The sequence below is a fragment of the Paenibacillus sp. 1_12 genome (assembly GCF_900114475.1).
In the GTDB taxonomy this organism is placed as follows: domain Bacteria; phylum Bacillota; class Bacilli; order Paenibacillales; family NBRC-103111; genus Paenibacillus_S.
This window is the reverse complement of sequence record NZ_FOTE01000007.1, coordinates 241,388-260,466: the sequence shown is the minus strand read 5'-3', so window position 1 is coordinate 260,466 and position 19,079 is coordinate 241,388. Positions and strand designations below refer to the sequence as shown.

The window sequence follows — 19,079 nt, the reverse complement described above, 5'->3', positions numbered from 1 at the left end:
CGATACCTATAGGTGTCGTTTTTGGCGTTATAAGACAAAATGAAAACACTAGTTTAGGTTTAAGAATGGGTCCGCCAACAAAATCAGATAACGTACGCAGATATAGTTCTATCGGTTACAAATACTCATACGCGTAAAAACAGGCTGTCTCGTGGCAGCCTGTTTGGTATAAACCTGCCGAACTCAGAGGACTCCACGATCACTACTTTTTCCAATGCGTAATCAACGGCCCCTGGGCGCCGTATATAGGATCTTGTTTAGGTAGGGGGACCTGTTCCTGTTTAATTTCATTCAGATCAGAGAGTCTTTCTTCTTTTCTACCCGTTTTCAGATTGCAGCTCATCCCGTTTGGATAAGCTCCTGCAACTCTAAAGTCCGGGCTTGCCTCAAGTCTTTTATGTCCTGTTCCTGCAGGCAGAACTATAATGTCGCCTGCATACACCTCAACTTTTTCTCCGGATTCGCCGCCGATTTGCAGCCTTGCATTTCCACGAAGCACACCCAGAACCTCATGCGCATTGCTATGGTAATGATGATAACCATACACACCGTTCGTCCAACTATTCAACCAGTTATTCTGATTAAAGATGGCTTCGGCTTGATCAGCCTTATCCTTTAACGCGCCTTGGTAAACAAGTACAGGCAGATCCGGATTGTTCGGAATCGTCCCGTCATCCTCAAAATTAAAAGACAATACGTTTGAACTATTCATAAAATTCCTCTCCCTTTATGAATGCATCAGCAATTTTCCTGCTTTAATTAGCAGGGCCACTAGATGGTGGAGCAATTCTGGCATCGAATGGCATCTTATCGAACTTCACATTTGATCATGACTCCATTCTATCATCTCATATATGCTTGCTCATTTTTTGTGACGATGGAACATGACATTAGAACTCTTTCTGAACCGTTTGTGTCTTTAGAGTATAAAAAAGACAACCTTCTAGCCTTTACAGGGACAGGAGGATTGTCAAAAATGGAACCGCTAATCAGATTTCCAATGTACTGTCCATTTTATTGCTTTCAAGAACGATAGGCTCCTTCATCTTGTTGAACTTGACGTAGGGGTCGATCAGCACCTTCAACTTGTCGTCCTCAAACTTACAAGTCATCGTTTCGGAGTACGGGGTTTCCACATATCTCCAGTTCATTACGAATGTATCATCGCTTTGCCATTTGCCGCTTGCCACTATCCGAGACGGTTGACGAGTCGGATTCGTATCCATTTCTACCCAATAGCCAAGCCCGCATCGCACCTGCGTCTGACCCTGTTCGTGCCACAGTGTGACGACGCATTCATCCGCGTTAAAATCAAATGCTACCCCCTGAATGTTCAGCTCGTTCTCAGGAAATCCGTAGCGGCTGCCCGAAACCTGCTCGGACAAAGGCGACCGGATATCAGAGCTCAGTGGAGAATATGCAACAACGCCAGCTTTATCAGCCAAATCAGCCTGTGCCCGCTCATCTGCAGGTAGTGAACCATTCGACATTGCCGGTAGCAGATGCTCCCAGACGAGATTGAGGACATTTTGCATGTTTCTCGTACCTGAGGTCATAGCAACTACCGCATTGTGTTCAGGCAGCAATATGCAAAACTGTCCGAATGCACCGTCACCTCGGTATGCGTTATGCTGGCATCGCCAAAATTGATAACCATAGCCCTGCTGCCAATCGATATTCTCGCTGGTCCCTGCGTTGGACACATGGAAACACGTGGCTTCGTCAACCCAAGACTCTGGTAATATCTGCTGGCCGTTCCACTGCCCTTTTTGCAAATACAGCTGCCCGAATCGGATAATATCCTCGGTTTTTAGGGTCAAGCCCCAGCCGCCAACGCTCATACCGCGAGGGCAGGTTTCCCAAGTGGTGCCGGTGATGCCGAGAGGCTCGAACAGACGCGGTTGTAAATACTCGTGTGTTGTTTGACCTGTAACCTTCTGCACAATGGCGGATAACATAAAGCTTGCGCCACTGTTATAGACGAAATGCGTGCCCGGATTTTGCTCGACCGGCAATTCGAGAAACGCCTGAATCCAATCCCCGTCCTTTCGTTCGCGCAGTGAATTGGTCGTATCCTTTTCATGTCCGGTCGACATGGATAGCAAGTGCCTTACACGCATTTTGCTCAGGTTGGCATCGTCAATTGGATTTTTCTCCGAAAAAAAAGAGACGACATCATCATCGACCGAAAGCAGCCCTTCAGATACGGCAAGCCCTACAGCCGTCGAGGTGAAGCTTTTGCTTAAGGAAAACATCATATGCGGCCTGTCAGGTCCGTAAGGTGACCACCAGGCTTCCGCAGCAACCTTGCCGTGGCGCATCAGCATAAAGCTGTGCAGACCATGATCGCCGCTATCCGCCGCCTCCAAAAAGGCGGATACTGCCGATGAAGAAATGCCGACCGATTCAGGAAGGCAGCGCGGTAAAAGATTCGATTGAGTCATAATAAATAATCACTCCTTTGGGTTGGGATTAGTATTGTAATTCGCAATTGGATAGGGAATTCCTTCCTGTTTTCATATCTTATTTGGGTTAATATAAGCCAAGGAATGTTTGCAGAGCAATTCCTTATATATCAAAGAAAACGGTTACAATTTCAGATCATCAACTTTTCAAGGGTGCGCCAAGTCCTAAATACTACAAACCGGAGCGTCTAATGGCACACTCCGGCTGTTAATTTACTATTTGGTTTCGCGCAAAAAAGCTGGCTTCATACTCAGACTCATATCATTTCAACTCAGTTTTTGCTCTCAGATAACAACTGCAAAAACGTTGTTATCGTAAGCAGTCCCAAATCGAAATTTTCCAGGTTAAAATGTTCGTTCGGGGCATGCAGGTTTTCGTCCGGCAGACCAAATCCCATCAGTACAACCGGAACATCCAGCAGGCGGGAGAACGCCTCAACAATCGGAATCGAACCGCCGTCTTTGGTAAATACAGGGCGTACACCATAGACACGTTCATAGGCATCTGCTGCTTTTTGCAAGACTGGAGTGGCGGGATTCATCGTAAACGGGTTGCCTCTTTCCAATTGGGTAACGGTCACGGTCGCGCCACTCTGTATATGTGCTTTTAAATGGCGTTCGACCTTGTCTAGAATATCCTGCGGATTTTGCGTTCCCACTAGCCTGCTGGTGATCTTCGCAGTTGCCACGCGTGGAATGACCGTCTTCGTACCTTCACCCTGGAAACCACCATAAAGTCCATTCACCTCCAGCGTTGGCCGCGCTCCCACGCGCTCCACGAACGAATAACCTTCTTCACCGTAGAGTTCATCAAGGCCTAGTTCCTGCTTCAGCTTCTCTTCGTCAAAAGCCAGCTTTGCAAATTCTTCGCGATCCAAATCGGATAGCTCCGGCACATCGTCGTAGAATCCAGCTACAGTGACTCGGCCCTGTTCATCGTGCAGCGAGGTCAACAGAGCGGCAATCGCATGAAGCGCATTGGGAACGCCACCACCATAGGAACCCGAATGAAGATCAGTCCGCGCAGACGTAACTGCAACCTCCAAAGAGCATAATCCGCGAAGTCCCGTACTAATGGCCGGACGTCCCTTCTCTAGCAACGATGTGTCTGAGATCAACACATAATCGGCCGCAAATAATTCTCGATTCTGCTCAAGAAAGGATGGGAGGTGGGGGCTGCCGATCTCTTCTTCACCTTCGACACAAAACTTGATATTAACTGGAAGCGGCAGTCCCTGCTCCAAGAAAGCTTCGACAGCCTTAATATGAAGAAAAAGCTGCCCTTTATCATCGGTAGCACCTCTAGCATACAGCTTTCCGTCACGTACAGTTGGCTCAAAGGGCGGCGTTTCCCACAGGCCTAGAGGATCAACGGGCTGAACGTCGTAATGACCGTAAACAAGCACTGTCGGTTTATCCTCTCCACGCACATAATCAGCATAAACAACTGGATGCCCTTTTGTTTCGTGGATCGAAACATTTTCCAAACCTGCCCGTTTCAACGCTTCAGACAGCCATTCGGCTGCTCGGCAAACATCAGGCTTATTGACAGATAAAGCTGAGATACTCGGAATGGACAACCATTCCTTTAATTCCTGCATGTGTTGTTCTTTGCGGTTTTCGAAATATGATTGAAACGTCATGTTTGGCCTCCCAATGAAATGAATAGAATTAGCTACTCCCCCTTATTATCATACTACAGCCTAAAAATCAAACTCTACGTTGGCAGAAAGTACAGGTAATACTTCAAAATGACCTTTGACCCCCCCATTGACGCGGTTAACACGTCTGGTCCATTCAAAGACCGTCTGAGGTGTTACGCTTACTTCATTAGAAAACGGGCTGAGATCTGCTGCATTGACTGCCTTAATTGTATAGAAATAAACATGATTATTCATTAGGCCCGATAACGTATAGGTTGTGCTCGTTACTGTTGCTGCAGGGGTAGAGTCGTATACACCTGCTGTTACCCCTTGATATATATGGTAGTAAGTAGCTCCCGTCACACTGCTCCAACCTAACGTTATATGTCCGTCGTCTGATAAGGCCGTTAAGTTTGCAGGAGCTGCCAACATATTGTGCTGCTGCCCCATATGTTCGACGATAAAGCTGAATGTTCGGGCTGCCTCGACATTCCCTGAGGCATCAATGGCACGGTACATCAAGGTGTAGTTCTTGTCTTCAGTAAAAGTGAGTTGCCCGTTGTACGCACCCCAATGAGCTCCGCCGTCCAAGCTGTACTCATATTTTATATAGCTTAGGCTTTCGTTGTTGGCAAACATACTCAGGACCAGATCTGAGTTGTAAATGGCAATGGGATCAGTAGAAGCATTGATTCGATTGCCAGTAATCTCAAGATCGGTAATAGGCGGAGTCTGGTCTGCATATACCGTAATCGGCAATGAGTAGCCATTGTCCAAACGGACGAGCACGACTGATTTCTCCAAATGACGCCGGAATTTCGTCCTATCCGCTTGAAGAGTTAATGTCAGCGTAGTATCTGAAGTCAACGTCCCGCTGTCTGGGGTAACGATAGTCAGCCAATCGTTGGCCTCATTCTTTCGAATACGATAATTCATGCTGTTTTCCTTCAGAGTACCGACGGTTACAGTAACGCTTTGCGCTTCAGTACCATTTAAATTAACTTGATATTTGTCAGCTTTAAGCGGAATGGGGCGAGCCGGCAATGGGGCTGAATCACCTTGCTCCCACGCACCCGCATCCGGTGTCGTACCGGTATAGGAATCGGCGAAATTATCCAGAACCGAACCGGAGTTAATCCCTAAACTGCCTGCCGAAAGACGAAAATCCGCATTCGCGATATTCATAAATAAAGGAAGCCCGAACTGGCCGTGTGCTTCTTGTCCTTCCGAATAAATCACTTTGGGAAGTCCGTTCGTATAGGCACGATTGCCGAGGACATCATAATCAAAATCGTTCGTATTCAGCATCTGATTATCTTTGATAGCGGAGTCTTTGCTGTATCTTGTATTCACAATCACATTATTGCGCGATGTTGCATAAAACAGCGTACGGTCCGCATCACTTCCGTAGCCAATTCCATTGATACCTTGACCACGGGTAAATACGGTATTATTGAAATAATACTGCCGCCCTTTGGAATAGGTGCTTCCACCACCTGCTTTAACCATTGAACTGACCTTGTTGTAGGAGTCACCCAAATTGGTAACCAAATTACGGAACAGGTAGGTCGGCCCTTGCATGTTAGGAGCCGTGCTGATGGCCGAATAGAAGCCTTCGATTTTGTTATTGTAGTAACGAACATTCATCGCACCGCCGTCAAGCTCCGTACCGTCGTCCTGACCGAAGGCAAGCATATTGCCATAGATGTCTCCATCGCGGGAGAGACCTGCATATGTATACCCATTAAAAGCCCCACCTGTTATCGCATCATTCCAACGATGATCATCGCTGCCGATCAAATCGTTGTACCGGACGACGATCCCCCCCTTCCCCGTGCCACCCTTCACATTTATGGCAGTAGGACCATGAGGGTGTGTATTGGCCCATGTATCACCAGACCATGCATTGGTTTGGCCGCGAGGATCATGTACATAGTTGCGTTCGACAACAATTTTACTGGAGTCGAATACTTTGATACCTGAATCAAAGTCAATTGGCGCTCCCGTTTCGTCATAATAATCACCCTTCTCAAGATTTATCACACCTGCTCTCCCCCAACCGTATACTTCATTATTGATGATTCGGATTGATTCTGCTTGGTTGATCTCGAAGCCGTTGAGCTTACCGCCTTTTACCTTTAGATTTTCCAAAATAATGTACTTGGTGTTTTTCACGCTGACAGCTGATTCCGAAGCATTACCGGCATCGATGACCGTTGTACCGTCTCCGATAATTTTGATCCAACCAGTTGCCGTTCCCGACAGCTGCTTGTCAATAATTAACGGACCGCTGCCTGAGTTATGCAACTGCGATACCGGGATGACTTGAGCAATCGGAACCTCAGAGGTCCAAGTCTTGAATGTGGCTTGCTGCGAGTCTGTCTGTATTCCATTCTCTATAATGTCGGCTTTCATATCGTAGTCCGTATTCTCACTCAAATAAACGATACTTCCGCGGAATTGATGGTCATCGTTGCTGTAATAGGGGGTAAATGCCTTCTTCCACTCTACCGTATCCTTCTTTTTGTAATAAACATTCACCTGCGCCTCCGAATTTCCGTACGGGAGATAGTAACTAGCTGCCTCGAAGGTCGGAACGGCGGACAAGCCTGAAGGAGGAATCGCTTGGAATATGATAAGATCATCCAAATTAATCGCACTGCCTAGTGTGGATTTTGCTTGAAAATACGTAATCTCCGTTGCACTTGATGAATTACGCGCGATGACCGATCCTGCCAATTCATCGTCCACATAGACACTGTATTTACCGGAGCTTACGGTAACATCCACTCGGATTGCATACCATCGATCGGAAACTAAGCTGCCGCTGTCGAGTAAAACCCTGTCCGTGCCATCGCTGTTTCCCTTCTTGGCGACCAGACTTCCATCCGTTTGGAGCACAAGATAGACATAGTCCTTTCTATTCGTTCCGTTCGCATCATCGGCTTTAGACAAATATATGGATTTATCCCCGTTCATGTTATCCATCATCACTTTCATTTGAGCAGTCACAGCCGTTTTACGGTCTTGGAACAAGGCATTCGTGAACCATCTGCTCAAACTAGAGGTACCGCCTGGCACCTGTACTTTGTATACCTTGCCAGCAACTCCCTGCACACCACTAACGATTCCCGAGGTCCCCGAGGTAGCGATCCAGTTAGCACCGGCCAATATACCTGACTCAAAATTTTCATTGATCGCCACAATATCAGCGGACGTTGCCACCGCTTGGCCGAACCTAACGATTCCACCTCCGCCATCTACTTCGATCACGGCAATCTTATCGTCTCGAGACGCCATGATTAGGCCGTCTGCAGGTAAAACCACATAGTCTGTGGCATTGTCGCCTACATTGGGGATCGTGACTGCGACACTGCCGAAGTTTTTATACTTATACGTATTCCCAGTGCTTGCTGCTTCGGCAACATTCACAATGGTCTTGCCTTCCAAGCCAGACTCCTGAGGAGCACTCGTAGTCACACTCAAACCTCCGGCTGGTGCTGATGGCGCTTCTCTATATATTTTAAGATCATCGATATACAGGGAACTTCCTGAAAGAGCTTTAGCTTGAAAAAACGATATCCCAGTGGCGTTTGCCGAATAACGAGCAAGATTGGAGCCCTTTAGCTGATCATTTACATATACCTTATACTTGTTCGTAACAAAAGACATGTCTATCTTGAGCGAATACCAGGTGCCAGCTACGATACCTCCACTTCCAAGCAATACGATATCACCTGACGCTCCGCTCGACGGTCTTGCGACAAGGCTGCCATCCGTCTTGATGACAAGATAGGCAAACACCTTCATATTCGTTTCTGAGGTTAAGCTATCATTCTTGGAAAGTGTAATGACTCGCTCTGCAGAGAAATTATCCGTCATCCCTCTCAGTTCGGCAGTCACCGTATCCGTATTGAATACAGGGGATGCCCACCACGTATTTAATTTGGAATCGGCTGCGCTTTTGTACACCTTGTAAACATTGCCGTGCGCTCCCGAAACCCCACTGGTAATACCTGCGGAGCCAGATGTTGCGAGCCAGCTTGCAGATAATGGATTATCAAAGCTCTCATCAACCGCTACAATATCAGCATAAGTGGGATTGATGGCAAACATCAGGCACGCTAATAAGGCGACCAATGCAAGCAGACTCTTTCTCGCAACATTAAACACCCTTTCTCTAACAAGGAATTCTGAATGCTTCCAGTTAAAGTTTTTCAGCAAAGCTGCATTCTGTACTAAAGAGGGAGAACCATAGTTACTTATCATCCATAACATTCCCTTCTATAATTAGCTATATAAAAGAACAGACCTATAATCGCCATGTTACATATTAAAATTCAATACACCTTGTTTGTCCTCCAATTTCATTTCAATGATGCCAGAGCCATATTCCCCATAAGCATAATCATTGAGTATCAGCGGATAATCTTTCACTAACATAGCTTTACCGCCACGCAAGCAGGTTTGATTCCAGCTTAGCTCAAATCTCCCGTTCGTTGGCGAGTGAAACAGTAAAACCTCATCGTCCTGCTTCAGCTCCGCTGATGATATGGCCTCGACAAATTTGGAGAAGCTCCCCCACTCCTCCCTGCTTCCTGCTTCGAAGAGCCAAGTATTGCTTTTATTCAGACATAGAAGCTCTTTGTCCTTCCATTTTCCGCTTTGCGTACGGATCATTGTATTCGTAGAATGAAGCCCAATATAAGCATTGTTTTTTCTTCCAAATAACCATTTACCTTGTTGGACGATTTCATCGAACATCGAGAAAGGGAAATAACAATGCGTAAATCCGGCAACAGTCGGAATCTCATATATATAGGCCATAGTATTTTTATAAGTTATCATTTTTGGAATAACGTACTGGCCTCCCCAATAAGAGGGGCGAGTTGTTTCCGAATTATTATCGAAGCAGGTAACGAAAATAGGCAATTGCCCATCCAATAATATTTGACCTGCCTGCACCAAGTCGCCCTTGGTTCCCTTCTTGGACTCAACCATTCCCGACACCATATAATCCTTTGTACGGTATGTGGCGCAATTCACACCTCCAAGTCCGTGATGAGGGAACATCCCCATGCGGGATAACGTATAAATCGGCTTTACGGACTGTGCAAGTTTTTCATGATCAGGGAGTATCTTGTAACCGCTTCCACATAAGATCACAGCTCCCATAGACAATCGACTTACGATACGTTCAGGCTGACCGAACAATAGCCAATTCAGATGACTCATGCCTTCTAGCTCGGGATGGAGCATCATATTTTCATAAGAACGGCCGTGCGTAGTTCCCATCACACCTCGAGACTGATGAGTCGCTATCAAAAAGCACGTAAAATCAAGGAGCTGCTTGGTCAAGTGTCGTAAATATCCGCCCGTTTCGGAAAAATCGTGCAGATTCAGCAGTGCAATCAAATCCTCCTCGTAATAAATGTTAGAGTGCCATTCCGTAAACCCGTAAGTGCCCTTTTCTTTAATCCAACGCTCCGTTTTCAGCCGTCCACGAAACGCATGGAATACCCCATTTTGCCCGCTTGCCATGAAGATTTCATTCGGAAATAGCCGACCTGCCAAATATTCAGCACTGAAAAATAATATTTGATGATTTTCGCTGCGGCAAAACATCATCGATTTACCCGGTTCGTCCTCCCCGTATTTAAACCCAAGGATAATTGTCTTCACACGCTCCCATAAGCCTTCCGGCAATGAAAGATGGGACCGATATTTGTAAAATAAGCGCAGCACTCCGTGCAGGGCAAAATCGGCGCAATCATAGCGTGACTCTATATAATCCAACGTATTCTCGATGATTTCGTAACGAAGGGTATCCGCAGAATGACCTGCTTCAAGCTTCGCAAGCTCATAGTAAATGCCGCTTACGCCAATACCGCGTTGAGTCAAAGTTGGGGCGGGCAAAGATACGTAACGGTTCAGAAGAGCACTTGTTCTCAACTTGAAGCTTGCTTTGATTTCTTCAGTAAAATCCCAATGGCTAATTTTTTGAAAGGGAAGCGACGGCCCTTCTACAGCCTGCCCTAATCGGGACACATACCGCAAACGGACGGTATAATCATCTGCTTCATTCAGTGAGGAGCCTGGTAAAAGCAGAATCGTTACTGGACCGCTGCCCTCTACTTTTATACGAGTCAGCCTCTGATCGCCTTTATAGACATCGGCTTCGTAGCCTCCCTCCAATTGGATGAAGCGGTCGAAGCATAACTCAACACCTTTATGGTTGTCGTCCAGTAATGTATGAAGTAAATAAAAGTCGTCAAATTGAGCTTCAACCGCAGCCCTTTCCTCCGTTGTCATCTCTACAAGAGGCAGCCTTACCACCAAATCAGGGACATCATAACTTAACGCAAAAGAATTGATACTGTGTACGTGCACATTAGTCAATACAAGGATGCAGCTATTCCAGCCTGCTTCCAGCCGAATCGTGAAATCATGTTCCGCAGACGCTGTTCCAAATTTATTCAAATGAAACTCGACCTTGCCATTGATTATGAGAGCCGCGCTTCCAGTTATTTGAAGATGACAGCGAACATCACTGGCATTTTCGATATAGAGCTCTTGATAAGCAAAAGTCTGCAACAAGCGGGCATGCGTACCAAACCTTGCCCAGGTGACTTTTTTATCCGCGGGATTCGTTCTTAGATACGTCCAAGGCTTAGTTTGATTGAACCATTGAAAAGATTCTCCCTCCTTAGCCTTCCTTATTTGGACTGCCTCTGAGATTCCGGACGCTAAAAAATGCTCATACGGCTCGATCGGAACTTGATAATTGCTCTCGTATAAGTCCGAAACGTCGATTTCAAACGGTCCAGCATACAACCATTCCATGATCGGTTCTTGTGGTTCACGTTTACTCATGACGTACATTCCTCCTATTTAAAGACCCACAAACAAGTCTATCGGGTATCGCCATTCTTAATCGCTCTTCACGCATGCATCCCAGTCCACCCTGGCCATATAAACATTTGCTTTCCCTCCCCTATCGGATGAAAAAATGACATACTGATCGTCACGCGTGAATATTGGGTGTGGATGGCTTACTTGTGTTCGCCAGGACGTTTCGTGCTTGCACAGCAAGCCAACTTGAACACTTTCTCCCTCATATTTCAACAAAGCAATATAGTTGCCGTGATCCTTCATCTCCTTACGAATCGGCGCGCGATCCCCAACGCCAAGGGTTTCCTCGTAATTGAGTTGAATATGGGAAGGACGGGTGTACGGGTAATAATACCTTCTCTCGCCAGTTCCATCCGCATTGACGAATATGTCCCCATGCTTATAAAACTCATCGCCGATTCGGTCCCTATATGAATATTGAGCTCCGATTCTGCCGCTTGCGGTAAAAAATTCATGTCCGATTTTCTCCAAACCTGGTCGCTGATCGATTAAAGGCAATACCTCATCACGGTCCACCCGGGCGGTCCACATTCGGTGAACCAAATGCCAAGGGCCTTCATGACAAAATAAAATCAAATTTGGATCAAGAGGACTGATGTTGACATGGGAAATCCAGCGGTGTTCACCCCACACCGCAAAAGGCATTTTTTTCGCAACATCAAAGCGGATGATAACACTTGTGGGTTTACGGAAAAACGTCTCTCTCATAGCCGAATATATTTTGGTCGTCTCCGTGGATAAATCAATTTTCTCAACGTAGGAGAACGAAAGAAAGTCCCCTTCGTTCGTTATGGACATATCACTCGGTTTAAAGCCTTCGGGAATTTCCATAAGCTCATCTTCTTCCAAATTATCTAACCTTACGCATTTCAAAGTCCGATTCGCAAAATAATATACCTTATGATGCTTCGCATCAAGAACCGAATTGAACGGTTGAATACCAATAGATTCCGTAATCTGCACCATCTGTCCATCCCGTAAACGCAGCGTATATAGCTGCCATGCCCCTGTTCTGTTGGAGCCAAGCAGCATATACTCGTTATTAAGATCAATTAATGTTTTCGTAAAGTACGGATGATACGTGTCCCCGCTATTATCGGTGAGCTGAATGAGCTCCGTACCGGTTAGTTCGTCCGTCTTCTTGGTAATGGAAGATACATACACATCGCCTTTCATCTACATACAGCTCCTCTACATTAATTTGCTCAGCATGAAGCTTGCTGCATGCTCTTGAATGAAAGAAGGGTCTCTTATTTATTTGACCTCCTCCTCCTCATACTCTCCATTCCAGGATGCTAGCATTTGTTCCCTGTATTGTCCCGGAGTCATTCCTTCAATTTTGCGGAAGTAGCGAATAAAATTCCCCGCGCTCGCGTACTTCAGCTTATCTGCGATATCGGATATTTTCATATCCGTATGCACCAGCCATTTCTTGGCCATGACCAACCGATGCTGCAGCAAATAATCACTAAAATTAACGCCGGTTTCTTGTCGGAACACTTTGGATACATAATGAGGATGGTAATCGATCCGAGAGGCGCAAGCCTCCAAGGTTAAATCCATATCGAAGCCTTCATGAATCATCCGGATCACCTCATCCGAAATATTTTGGAACTGTGAATTCCGCTTTTCCTCGAGCATGATAAGAACTGGATTTATGACCGCTTGCTTCAACCAAACTTCAATTTCATCCACAGTTCGAAGCTTAAGCAAATGATCAAAGAGCGCTTCATCTGCCGTAGCGAGAGTGCGAAGCGGTATCCCTTGGTCCTGCAGCAAGCTTCCAAGTTCAGACAAGAATCGGATTAGTGAGAATTGGTATTCTTGAAAATGAAACGGTTCCTTAACAAGCTCTTGCATAAATTGCGGGAGCAATACATTTGCCATTTCCAAATCAGAGCTTTTGACGGCTTTCATCAGTTCTTCAGCCAACTTGCCAGGATAAGAGGCTTCAGCTACCGTTTGATTAATCACCTCATCAATGAAGATGATGGCTGCATTTCCTAATCTTACTCTGTATTTTAAGGCTTCTAGCGATTCTTGATATGCTTTTGGCACATCGCTCAACTCATGATAATCTCTGCTTATCCCAACACTAACAGTTAAGCCAAGGTAAGAGCTTGCCGCCTGCTGAATATGTTCCGCAAATCGGTACGCTAACTGCTTCACCTGCTCACGATCTCCCCCACTTGCGCCAATCACGGTGGATTGACCCTGGTGCAGCACGATTGGATCTAATCGGATATCGGGTGAAGCCAATTCCCCCGCCATATTGCTGATAGCAAACAGAAGCAGGTCCCGATCCCTTTGCTGATAATGCGTTTGATCGAGTGAATCGATTTCCACGGTAACCACTGTGAATTGCTTCCATGAATCGTTAAAACCGAATCTTTGGATTTGCTCCCTGATTTCCCGAGACTGTACCTCACCTAAAAACAACCTGCGAACAAAAAACTCCTTAAGCTGGCCTTGCTGTCCCTGCAGCTGCGTCGTCATCGTCTGCTGTGTATCAAGTAGAGATAAAAATCTTTGTCGGATCTGCAGCAGCTCGTCATCGATACCGTGTCCGATTTTCCCTGCTTTGTCCGCTTGACCAACGACAGCCGCATGAAGCCTGCGAATGGGACCGTACATTTGACGTGAGCCAAACAATGTGCCCACCACAATAAACAAGACAATGATTAAACAGATCCATAACGTAAATTGACCAATCGCCTTAGATTCCCTCGTAATATCATCAATAGACACAGCAGCGACATAAACCCAACCGTTGAGTGGAGATCGGATAAAGGTCACTCCCAATGTTTGATTATTGTATTCCATCTCAAAATGGCCGCTCTTTTGCTTCTTGTCCGAAATGGCGGTTATCGCCTCTTGAGACTGCAGCAAATCGTTGGTAAACGGTTCGTTCTGGGACGCTAGAGGCAGCAAGTCCTCATTCAGCAAAAACGTACTGCCCAGCTTACTGTCCGACAGAAGCAAGCTGCGCAAGTGAGACAATGGAATCCCGGCTATCGCAATGATAGACGGTGAAGGAACGAAAACGGGGTTTTTCTTGACCAGCTTCACGCCGTTCGAATCATATATCCAGGAAGAATCCTTTTTTATGTTCAAATAAAGAGCGACATCTTCATTGGCTGTCTTCTCATCGAAGGCGCTAATACCATGATTGGTAATCAACCATTTTTGCTCCAAATTATAAAAACCAACTTCTGTGACTCCCAGTTCAAATACTTGCAGCTGTCGAAAGCTTCCTGCCAATTGAGTAAACTCATCATAGTATTTATTCTCAAGTGGAAGTAAAAGGGAATTAGACACAAAAGATGAGCTTAAAAAAGAGGTGATCGTCGTCTCCACTATTTTCAGGTTTTGTTCAACCCTGAACTCGTTTTGCTTCAATATTTGCAAATGGCTTTCTTCTACATACTTCTGAATCGTATTCGACGCGCGAATATATGAAAATATGCCGAGTGTCAAAAGGGGGACAATACCAAGAACGCAGCCGTAGAGCACCAATTTATTTAAGTATGTAAGCTTTCTTCGTGCCCTCATGAGCCACCTCCGTAAAACCTAATCATCGAAATACTAACATTGTGTTCAATATGGGCAAATCATGTTCGTGATGTTACAGCTGTGAGAAAGAAGATGGCAAGAGCCATCTTCCTTCTTAGATCATTTTTTCAATGATTTCTGGTACTCCTCATTTAACTCTTTCATAACTTGATTACCTCCTGATGTGTTCCATAGCTCTACAGCTTTCAGATATCCGGACTCATCGATTTCGCCCATGATGTATTTGATTCGCGCATCATTAATGGTTTTATCCAGTTGAGCGCCTTTCTCTGCTTTTGTTTGAGAATTAAAGGCTCGGGCCATATCGAAAATAGCAATCTTATTGTTTGCTTCAACTAAACTGAACACCTTGTCCTCGACTGGAGTCCGTTTCAACGGTAAGGCTACATTTTGGTGCAGCACCGCCAAATTGTTAAAGGCACCATCTGCAATCCTGCCATCGGAACGCTCTGGAATAGGGGTTACAAAGCCGTCCACCAGCTTATAATCCACATCTTTAATGCCCCTTGACAACAAGGTCATGCCTTCTTGAGTAGATATTTTATCAAAAAATCCTAGTATTTTCTTCAGCTCCGCTTCTGTTTTAATACTGTTTTTAGCGAAAAGGAATCCACCAAGGTAACCGCCGGTTCCGGAAACCTTCAACCCTTTTGGCCCCGTGAAGCCTTGAAGAAAAGCAAACTCCGCTTTCGGGTCAAGCTTTACCGCATCCTTTTGAATCGTGATTAAGTCGGAATCCGGTGCAATAATAATTCCCGCTTTTCCTTTAGTCATCATTTCCATCCGCTGTTTGCTGTTAATGAGCACAAAATCTGGATTCATTATTTTCTCTGCAAACAGTTTACGGTAAAACTTAAGCCCCTCTAAATATTCCGGCGTCGAGAAGGACGGTACGAGCGCATTGTTTGTAATCCCAAAGCTTAAGGGTGCGCCATGATATACAGCAATATTCCGGTTAAATGTATCCAGTGTGTTGATTTCCGTAAAGCCGTACGTATCGTTCTTGCCGTTTTTATCGGGATCGTTCTCTGTGAACGCTTTGGCTACCTTATATAAATCGTCCAACGTCTTCGGCTCTTGAAGTTCCAATGTGGTAAGCCAATCTTTACGGTATGCCACTACGTGACGAGCGGAATCGCGAGTCCGAATAAGCAAATATTGTTTATTGTCAATAGCCAAGCTGCTCATCGTGTCTGGATCCAATTTGTTCAAGTTCGGAAACTCCTTCAAATAGGGTCCGATTTCCCAAAAAGCTCCCGCGTTGATCGCATTCATAATATTGGGAGACTTTATTGCATTGGTGTACATGACTTGTGGCAGCTCTCCGGATGCTAACGTAGCATTCGCTTTGTCCACATAGGCCGAATCCGGAACCCAAGTAATGGTAAGCTTTGTATTCGTCATTTTCTCGATTTCTTTTAATACTTCACTGTTCTCCTTTGGCGTTTCGGCGCCACCGATGCTCATGATTTGGATTGGAGTCGGTACCCCGGTATCCGCGGCGACAGACGTATTCTTCTGTTCCAATGTACTAGTGGAGCAGCCTGCGAGCATGGTTCCTCCAATCGTCATTACCATTGCGGCATTCAGCCATCTTTTGTTTGTGAACTGTTTCATCATATTTTGTGACCTCCATATTTTTATATGTATGAATACTAAAACCGTTAGTTGCTGAGTCAGCCACAGGGCTCACCCTTTTACGGACCCAAGCAGGACGCCTTTCGCGAAATGCTTTTGCAAAAAAGGATACACACATAGAATCGGCAGCGTAGCGACGGTAATAACTGCCATCTTCACCGTTTCTGGCGGTATGTGCAAATAGTCTGGTACACTCTCTGCATCCTGCAAACCGCCTTGCGACAATAGCACGATGGAACGCAGGAGAACCTGGATTGGCCATTTTTTGCTGTCGTTCATATATAAAATCGCGGACATAAACGTGTTCCAATGTCCAACCGCGTAGAACAAAGCGAAGGTCGCCATCGCTGGCAATGAAAGCGGCAGCACAATTCGGATGAGAATGCTTAAATCGTTAGCGCCGTCTATTTTTGCTGATTCTTCAATGCCGTCCGGCATCTGCTGAAAGAAATTTTTTAAAATAATTAAGTTGAACGTACTGATCGCACCAGGCAGCAGAAGTGACCAATACGAATTTAACAGCCCTAAGCTTTTAACAATTAAAAATGTAGGAATCATTCCACCGCTAAAAAGTAATGTAAACAGGATAAGCATCATAATCGGTTTCCGTCCGATTAATTCCCTTCGTGAAAGCGGATACGCCATCATGGAGGTGAAGAACAAATTGATCGCTGTTCCAGCCACCGTAATCAGTACCGTCACCGCTAAGCTGTTCGTTATTCGATCTGACGCGAATATGAAGCGGTACGCATCCCAAGTAAATACAGTCGGAAATAACATGAAATCCCTGGTCAATATTTCCTGCTCTGTTGCAAAAGAAGTCCCTACGATATGAACAAATGGCAGTGTTGCGGCAAGCGCAAACAAGATCAATAGCGTCATATTCAAGTAATCAAACAATCGACTGCTCCAAGAACGATCGCGCAGCATGGGTGTAGCCCCTTTCTTTATAGTATACCTTCTTCTCCCCATTTTTTGGACAATGTGTTAGCCATGAGCACGAGTACGAGTCCTATGCCCGATTTAAACAGACCGATTGCCGTTGAGTAGCTGTAAGACCCTTGAATAATACCCATCGTATATACATACGTATCGAATATTTCGGCTACTTCCCGGTTCAGCGGGTTCAAAAGTAAGTAGGCATGTTCAAAACCAAGATCCAGGATGTCCCCAAGGCGCAAAATAAACAGGATCACTATGGTACTTCGGATCGAAGGCAGGGTTACCGACCACATTTGACGTAACCTTCCCGCACCGTCGATCTTAGCAGCTTCATACAATTGCGGATCGATGCCGGCCAGTGCCGCCAAATAAATGATCGTGCCCCAGCCTGTATCCCGCCAAATGATTTGAATGACGTAAAGCGGCCGGAATTTTTGCGGGTCCATCATAAAGGTAAAAGGCTCCAAACCGAGCGTTACGATCCATTTTTGAAACAATCCATCCCGCGATTCGAATAATACAAAAAACATGCCGACAATGATCACCCACGACATGAAATGTGGAATATAGATCATGGTTTGAATCCATTTTTTGAACAGCTCCTTACGCAGCTCGTTTAGCATGAGTGCCACGATAATAGGCATCGGAAAAGCGAATACAAGGTTAGCAAGGGAGAGCAGCAGTGTATTTTTTAGCAGCATATAAAAGGCTGGATCCTGAAACAGCCTGATAAAATGCTTCATTCCTGTCCACTTGCTGCCGCTTATGCCCAAGAAAGGTGAGTAATCTTGGAAGGCAATCGATATCCCCCACATCGGTCCGTACTTGAATATCAAATAATAAACAAGTCCCGGAAAAATCATAAAGTACAGCCATCGATCCCGAACCATTTTCTTGAACGAGCGTGCAACCCTCTCTTTTCTTGATATCTCGGTTGGCTTGTAAGGCTTTTCGTTTGCTGTAAAGTCAACAGCCTTCATGTTGATCTCTCCTTAATGAGTTGACCTGTATTTCTTGGTAGTAAACTTGTGCTTACGTGACTCATCTTAATGTGGTATCTACATTTCCGTCTATGTTCATTTATAGAGAAATATTAATTTGGCGCCTTTTTTGTTACTTTTAGACCTGTAACGCTGCCAGATTAATGAAAAAGACTGCCGTATTGTGGCAGTCTAATTGTTATGGATATTGGGTTGGTTATATTTATAATTAAATGGTGTTGAAAGTAATTCTAGGCTAACCCAGCATTCCAAGGTGATAAAAGTAAACTTGTATCACTTGTGTTAATTAATTCACCCGTAGTAAATCCCGTGAGATTTTGAACTCTAAAATTGATTGCAAAAGCATTTCCTATTGTACCTGAACCCGTACTTCGTCCACCTATCGTTGAGCCGTTAATCTGGTTGTATACAGCAATATAATAAATATTATTACCATTAAGGGTAACAGGTGCTGTTAACGGTAAAATGAACAGACCTGCTGTTAAAGAGGACACTACGGTAGTTACAGCAATAACTGTAGATATTGTTGAAGTGAGTGGTTGTAGAACTGCCATCTGAAAGTCACCTGTGTTACTACCTAGTTGAGTGACATAAGCTGCAAGTCTACTGATAGTTGATTGCTGTCCATTAAATGCAAGAGATCCAATCGCTTCATTGTTTCCTCCACCAGTGTTAAAAGCAATCAATGCATTTATGTCCCCCATTTTCAATGTTTCAATGAAAGCCGCACCGGACCCTGTCGCGCCTGTGATACCAGTTGTACCTGTTGCTCCGGTAGTCCCTGTGACACCTGTCACTCCTGTGGCACCCGTTGCGCCTGTGATACCTGTCGCTCCTATTGCGCCTGTCGCACCTGTGACACCCGTCACTCCCGTTACGCCTGTCGCACCTAAACCACCTGTCAC

At 45.3% G+C, this 19,079-nt stretch carries 11 protein-coding genes; all 11 read right to left on the bottom strand.

What is annotated here, in order from left to right:
- Positions 1–202: 202 nt before the first annotated feature.
- Positions 203–712: a cupin domain-containing protein gene (locus BM210_RS17795; RefSeq protein ID WP_091170818.1), complete on the bottom strand. Its 510-nt coding sequence runs from the start codon at positions 710–712 to the stop codon at positions 203–205.
- Positions 713–989: 277 nt separating this feature from the next.
- On the bottom strand, positions 990–2,444 hold the full coding sequence (locus BM210_RS17790) for a serine hydrolase domain-containing protein (RefSeq protein ID WP_091170815.1): 1,455 nt from the start codon (positions 2,442–2,444) through the stop codon (positions 990–992).
- 293 nt (positions 2,445–2,737) lie between these two features.
- The gene (locus BM210_RS17785) at positions 2,738–4,108 is read right to left on the bottom strand and encodes a dipeptidase (RefSeq protein ID WP_091170814.1); all 1,371 of its coding nucleotides are present in this window, start codon (positions 4,106–4,108) and stop codon (positions 2,738–2,740) included.
- 60 nt (positions 4,109–4,168) lie between these two features.
- Positions 4,169–7,588, bottom strand: coding sequence for a BACON domain-containing protein (locus tag BM210_RS17780; protein ID WP_371263499.1), 3,420 nt, complete (start codon positions 7,586–7,588; stop codon positions 4,169–4,171).
- Positions 7,589–8,434: 846 nt separating this feature from the next.
- Positions 8,435–10,981: a hypothetical protein gene (locus BM210_RS17775; RefSeq protein WP_091170809.1), complete on the bottom strand. Its 2,547-nt coding sequence runs from the start codon at positions 10,979–10,981 to the stop codon at positions 8,435–8,437.
- A 57-nt stretch (positions 10,982–11,038) separates the two neighbouring features.
- Entirely contained in the window at positions 11,039–12,196 is a 1,158-nt protein-coding gene (locus tag BM210_RS17770) for an oligogalacturonate lyase family protein (protein WP_091170806.1), read from the bottom strand.
- Between the two features lie 78 nt (positions 12,197–12,274).
- A complete protein-coding gene (locus tag BM210_RS17765) occupies positions 12,275–14,572 on the bottom strand; it encodes a helix-turn-helix domain-containing protein (RefSeq protein WP_091170805.1) in 2,298 nt (765 codons plus the stop codon).
- 120 nt (positions 14,573–14,692) lie between these two features.
- Complete coding sequence (locus BM210_RS17760; RefSeq protein WP_091170802.1) at positions 14,693–16,213, bottom strand: extracellular solute-binding protein; 1,521 nt, start codon at positions 16,211–16,213, stop codon at positions 14,693–14,695.
- A 69-nt stretch (positions 16,214–16,282) separates the two neighbouring features.
- On the bottom strand, positions 16,283–17,161 hold the full coding sequence (locus BM210_RS17755) for a carbohydrate ABC transporter permease (RefSeq protein WP_091170801.1): 879 nt from the start codon (positions 17,159–17,161) through the stop codon (positions 16,283–16,285).
- A 17-nt stretch (positions 17,162–17,178) separates the two neighbouring features.
- Positions 17,179–18,153: an ABC transporter permease gene (locus tag BM210_RS17750; protein ID WP_091170797.1), complete on the bottom strand. Its 975-nt coding sequence runs from the start codon at positions 18,151–18,153 to the stop codon at positions 17,179–17,181.
- A 251-nt stretch (positions 18,154–18,404) separates the two neighbouring features.
- The coding region (locus tag BM210_RS35380) for a hypothetical protein (protein WP_218184939.1) at positions 18,405–19,079 on the bottom strand (675 nt) is incomplete at its 5' end.

What these genes read in the sequence shown, in the direction of transcription:
- BM210_RS17765 (WP_091170805.1), bottom strand. Translation starts at nt 14,572, where the DNA reads ATGAGGGCACGAAGAAAGCTTACATACTTAAATAAATTGGTGCTCTAC.
- BM210_RS17790 (WP_091170815.1), bottom strand. Translation starts at nt 2,444, where the DNA reads ATGACTCAATCGAATCTTTTACCGCGCTGCCTTCCTGAATCGGTCGGC.
- BM210_RS17750 (WP_091170797.1), bottom strand. Translation starts at nt 18,153, where the DNA reads ATGAAGGCTGTTGACTTTACAGCAAACGAAAAGCCTTACAAGCCAACC.
- BM210_RS17760 (WP_091170802.1), bottom strand. Translation starts at nt 16,213, where the DNA reads ATGATGAAACAGTTCACAAACAAAAGATGGCTGAATGCCGCAATGGTA.
- BM210_RS17775 (WP_091170809.1), bottom strand. Translation starts at nt 10,981, where the DNA reads ATGAGTAAACGTGAACCACAAGAACCGATCATGGAATGGTTGTATGCT.
- BM210_RS17795 (WP_091170818.1), bottom strand. Translation starts at nt 712, where the DNA reads ATGAATAGTTCAAACGTATTGTCTTTTAATTTTGAGGATGACGGGACG.
- BM210_RS17770 (WP_091170806.1), bottom strand. Translation starts at nt 12,196, where the DNA reads ATGAAAGGCGATGTGTATGTATCTTCCATTACCAAGAAGACGGACGAA.
- BM210_RS17785 (WP_091170814.1), bottom strand. Translation starts at nt 4,108, where the DNA reads ATGACGTTTCAATCATATTTCGAAAACCGCAAAGAACAACACATGCAG.
- BM210_RS17755 (WP_091170801.1), bottom strand. Translation starts at nt 17,161, where the DNA reads ATGCTGCGCGATCGTTCTTGGAGCAGTCGATTGTTTGATTACTTGAAT.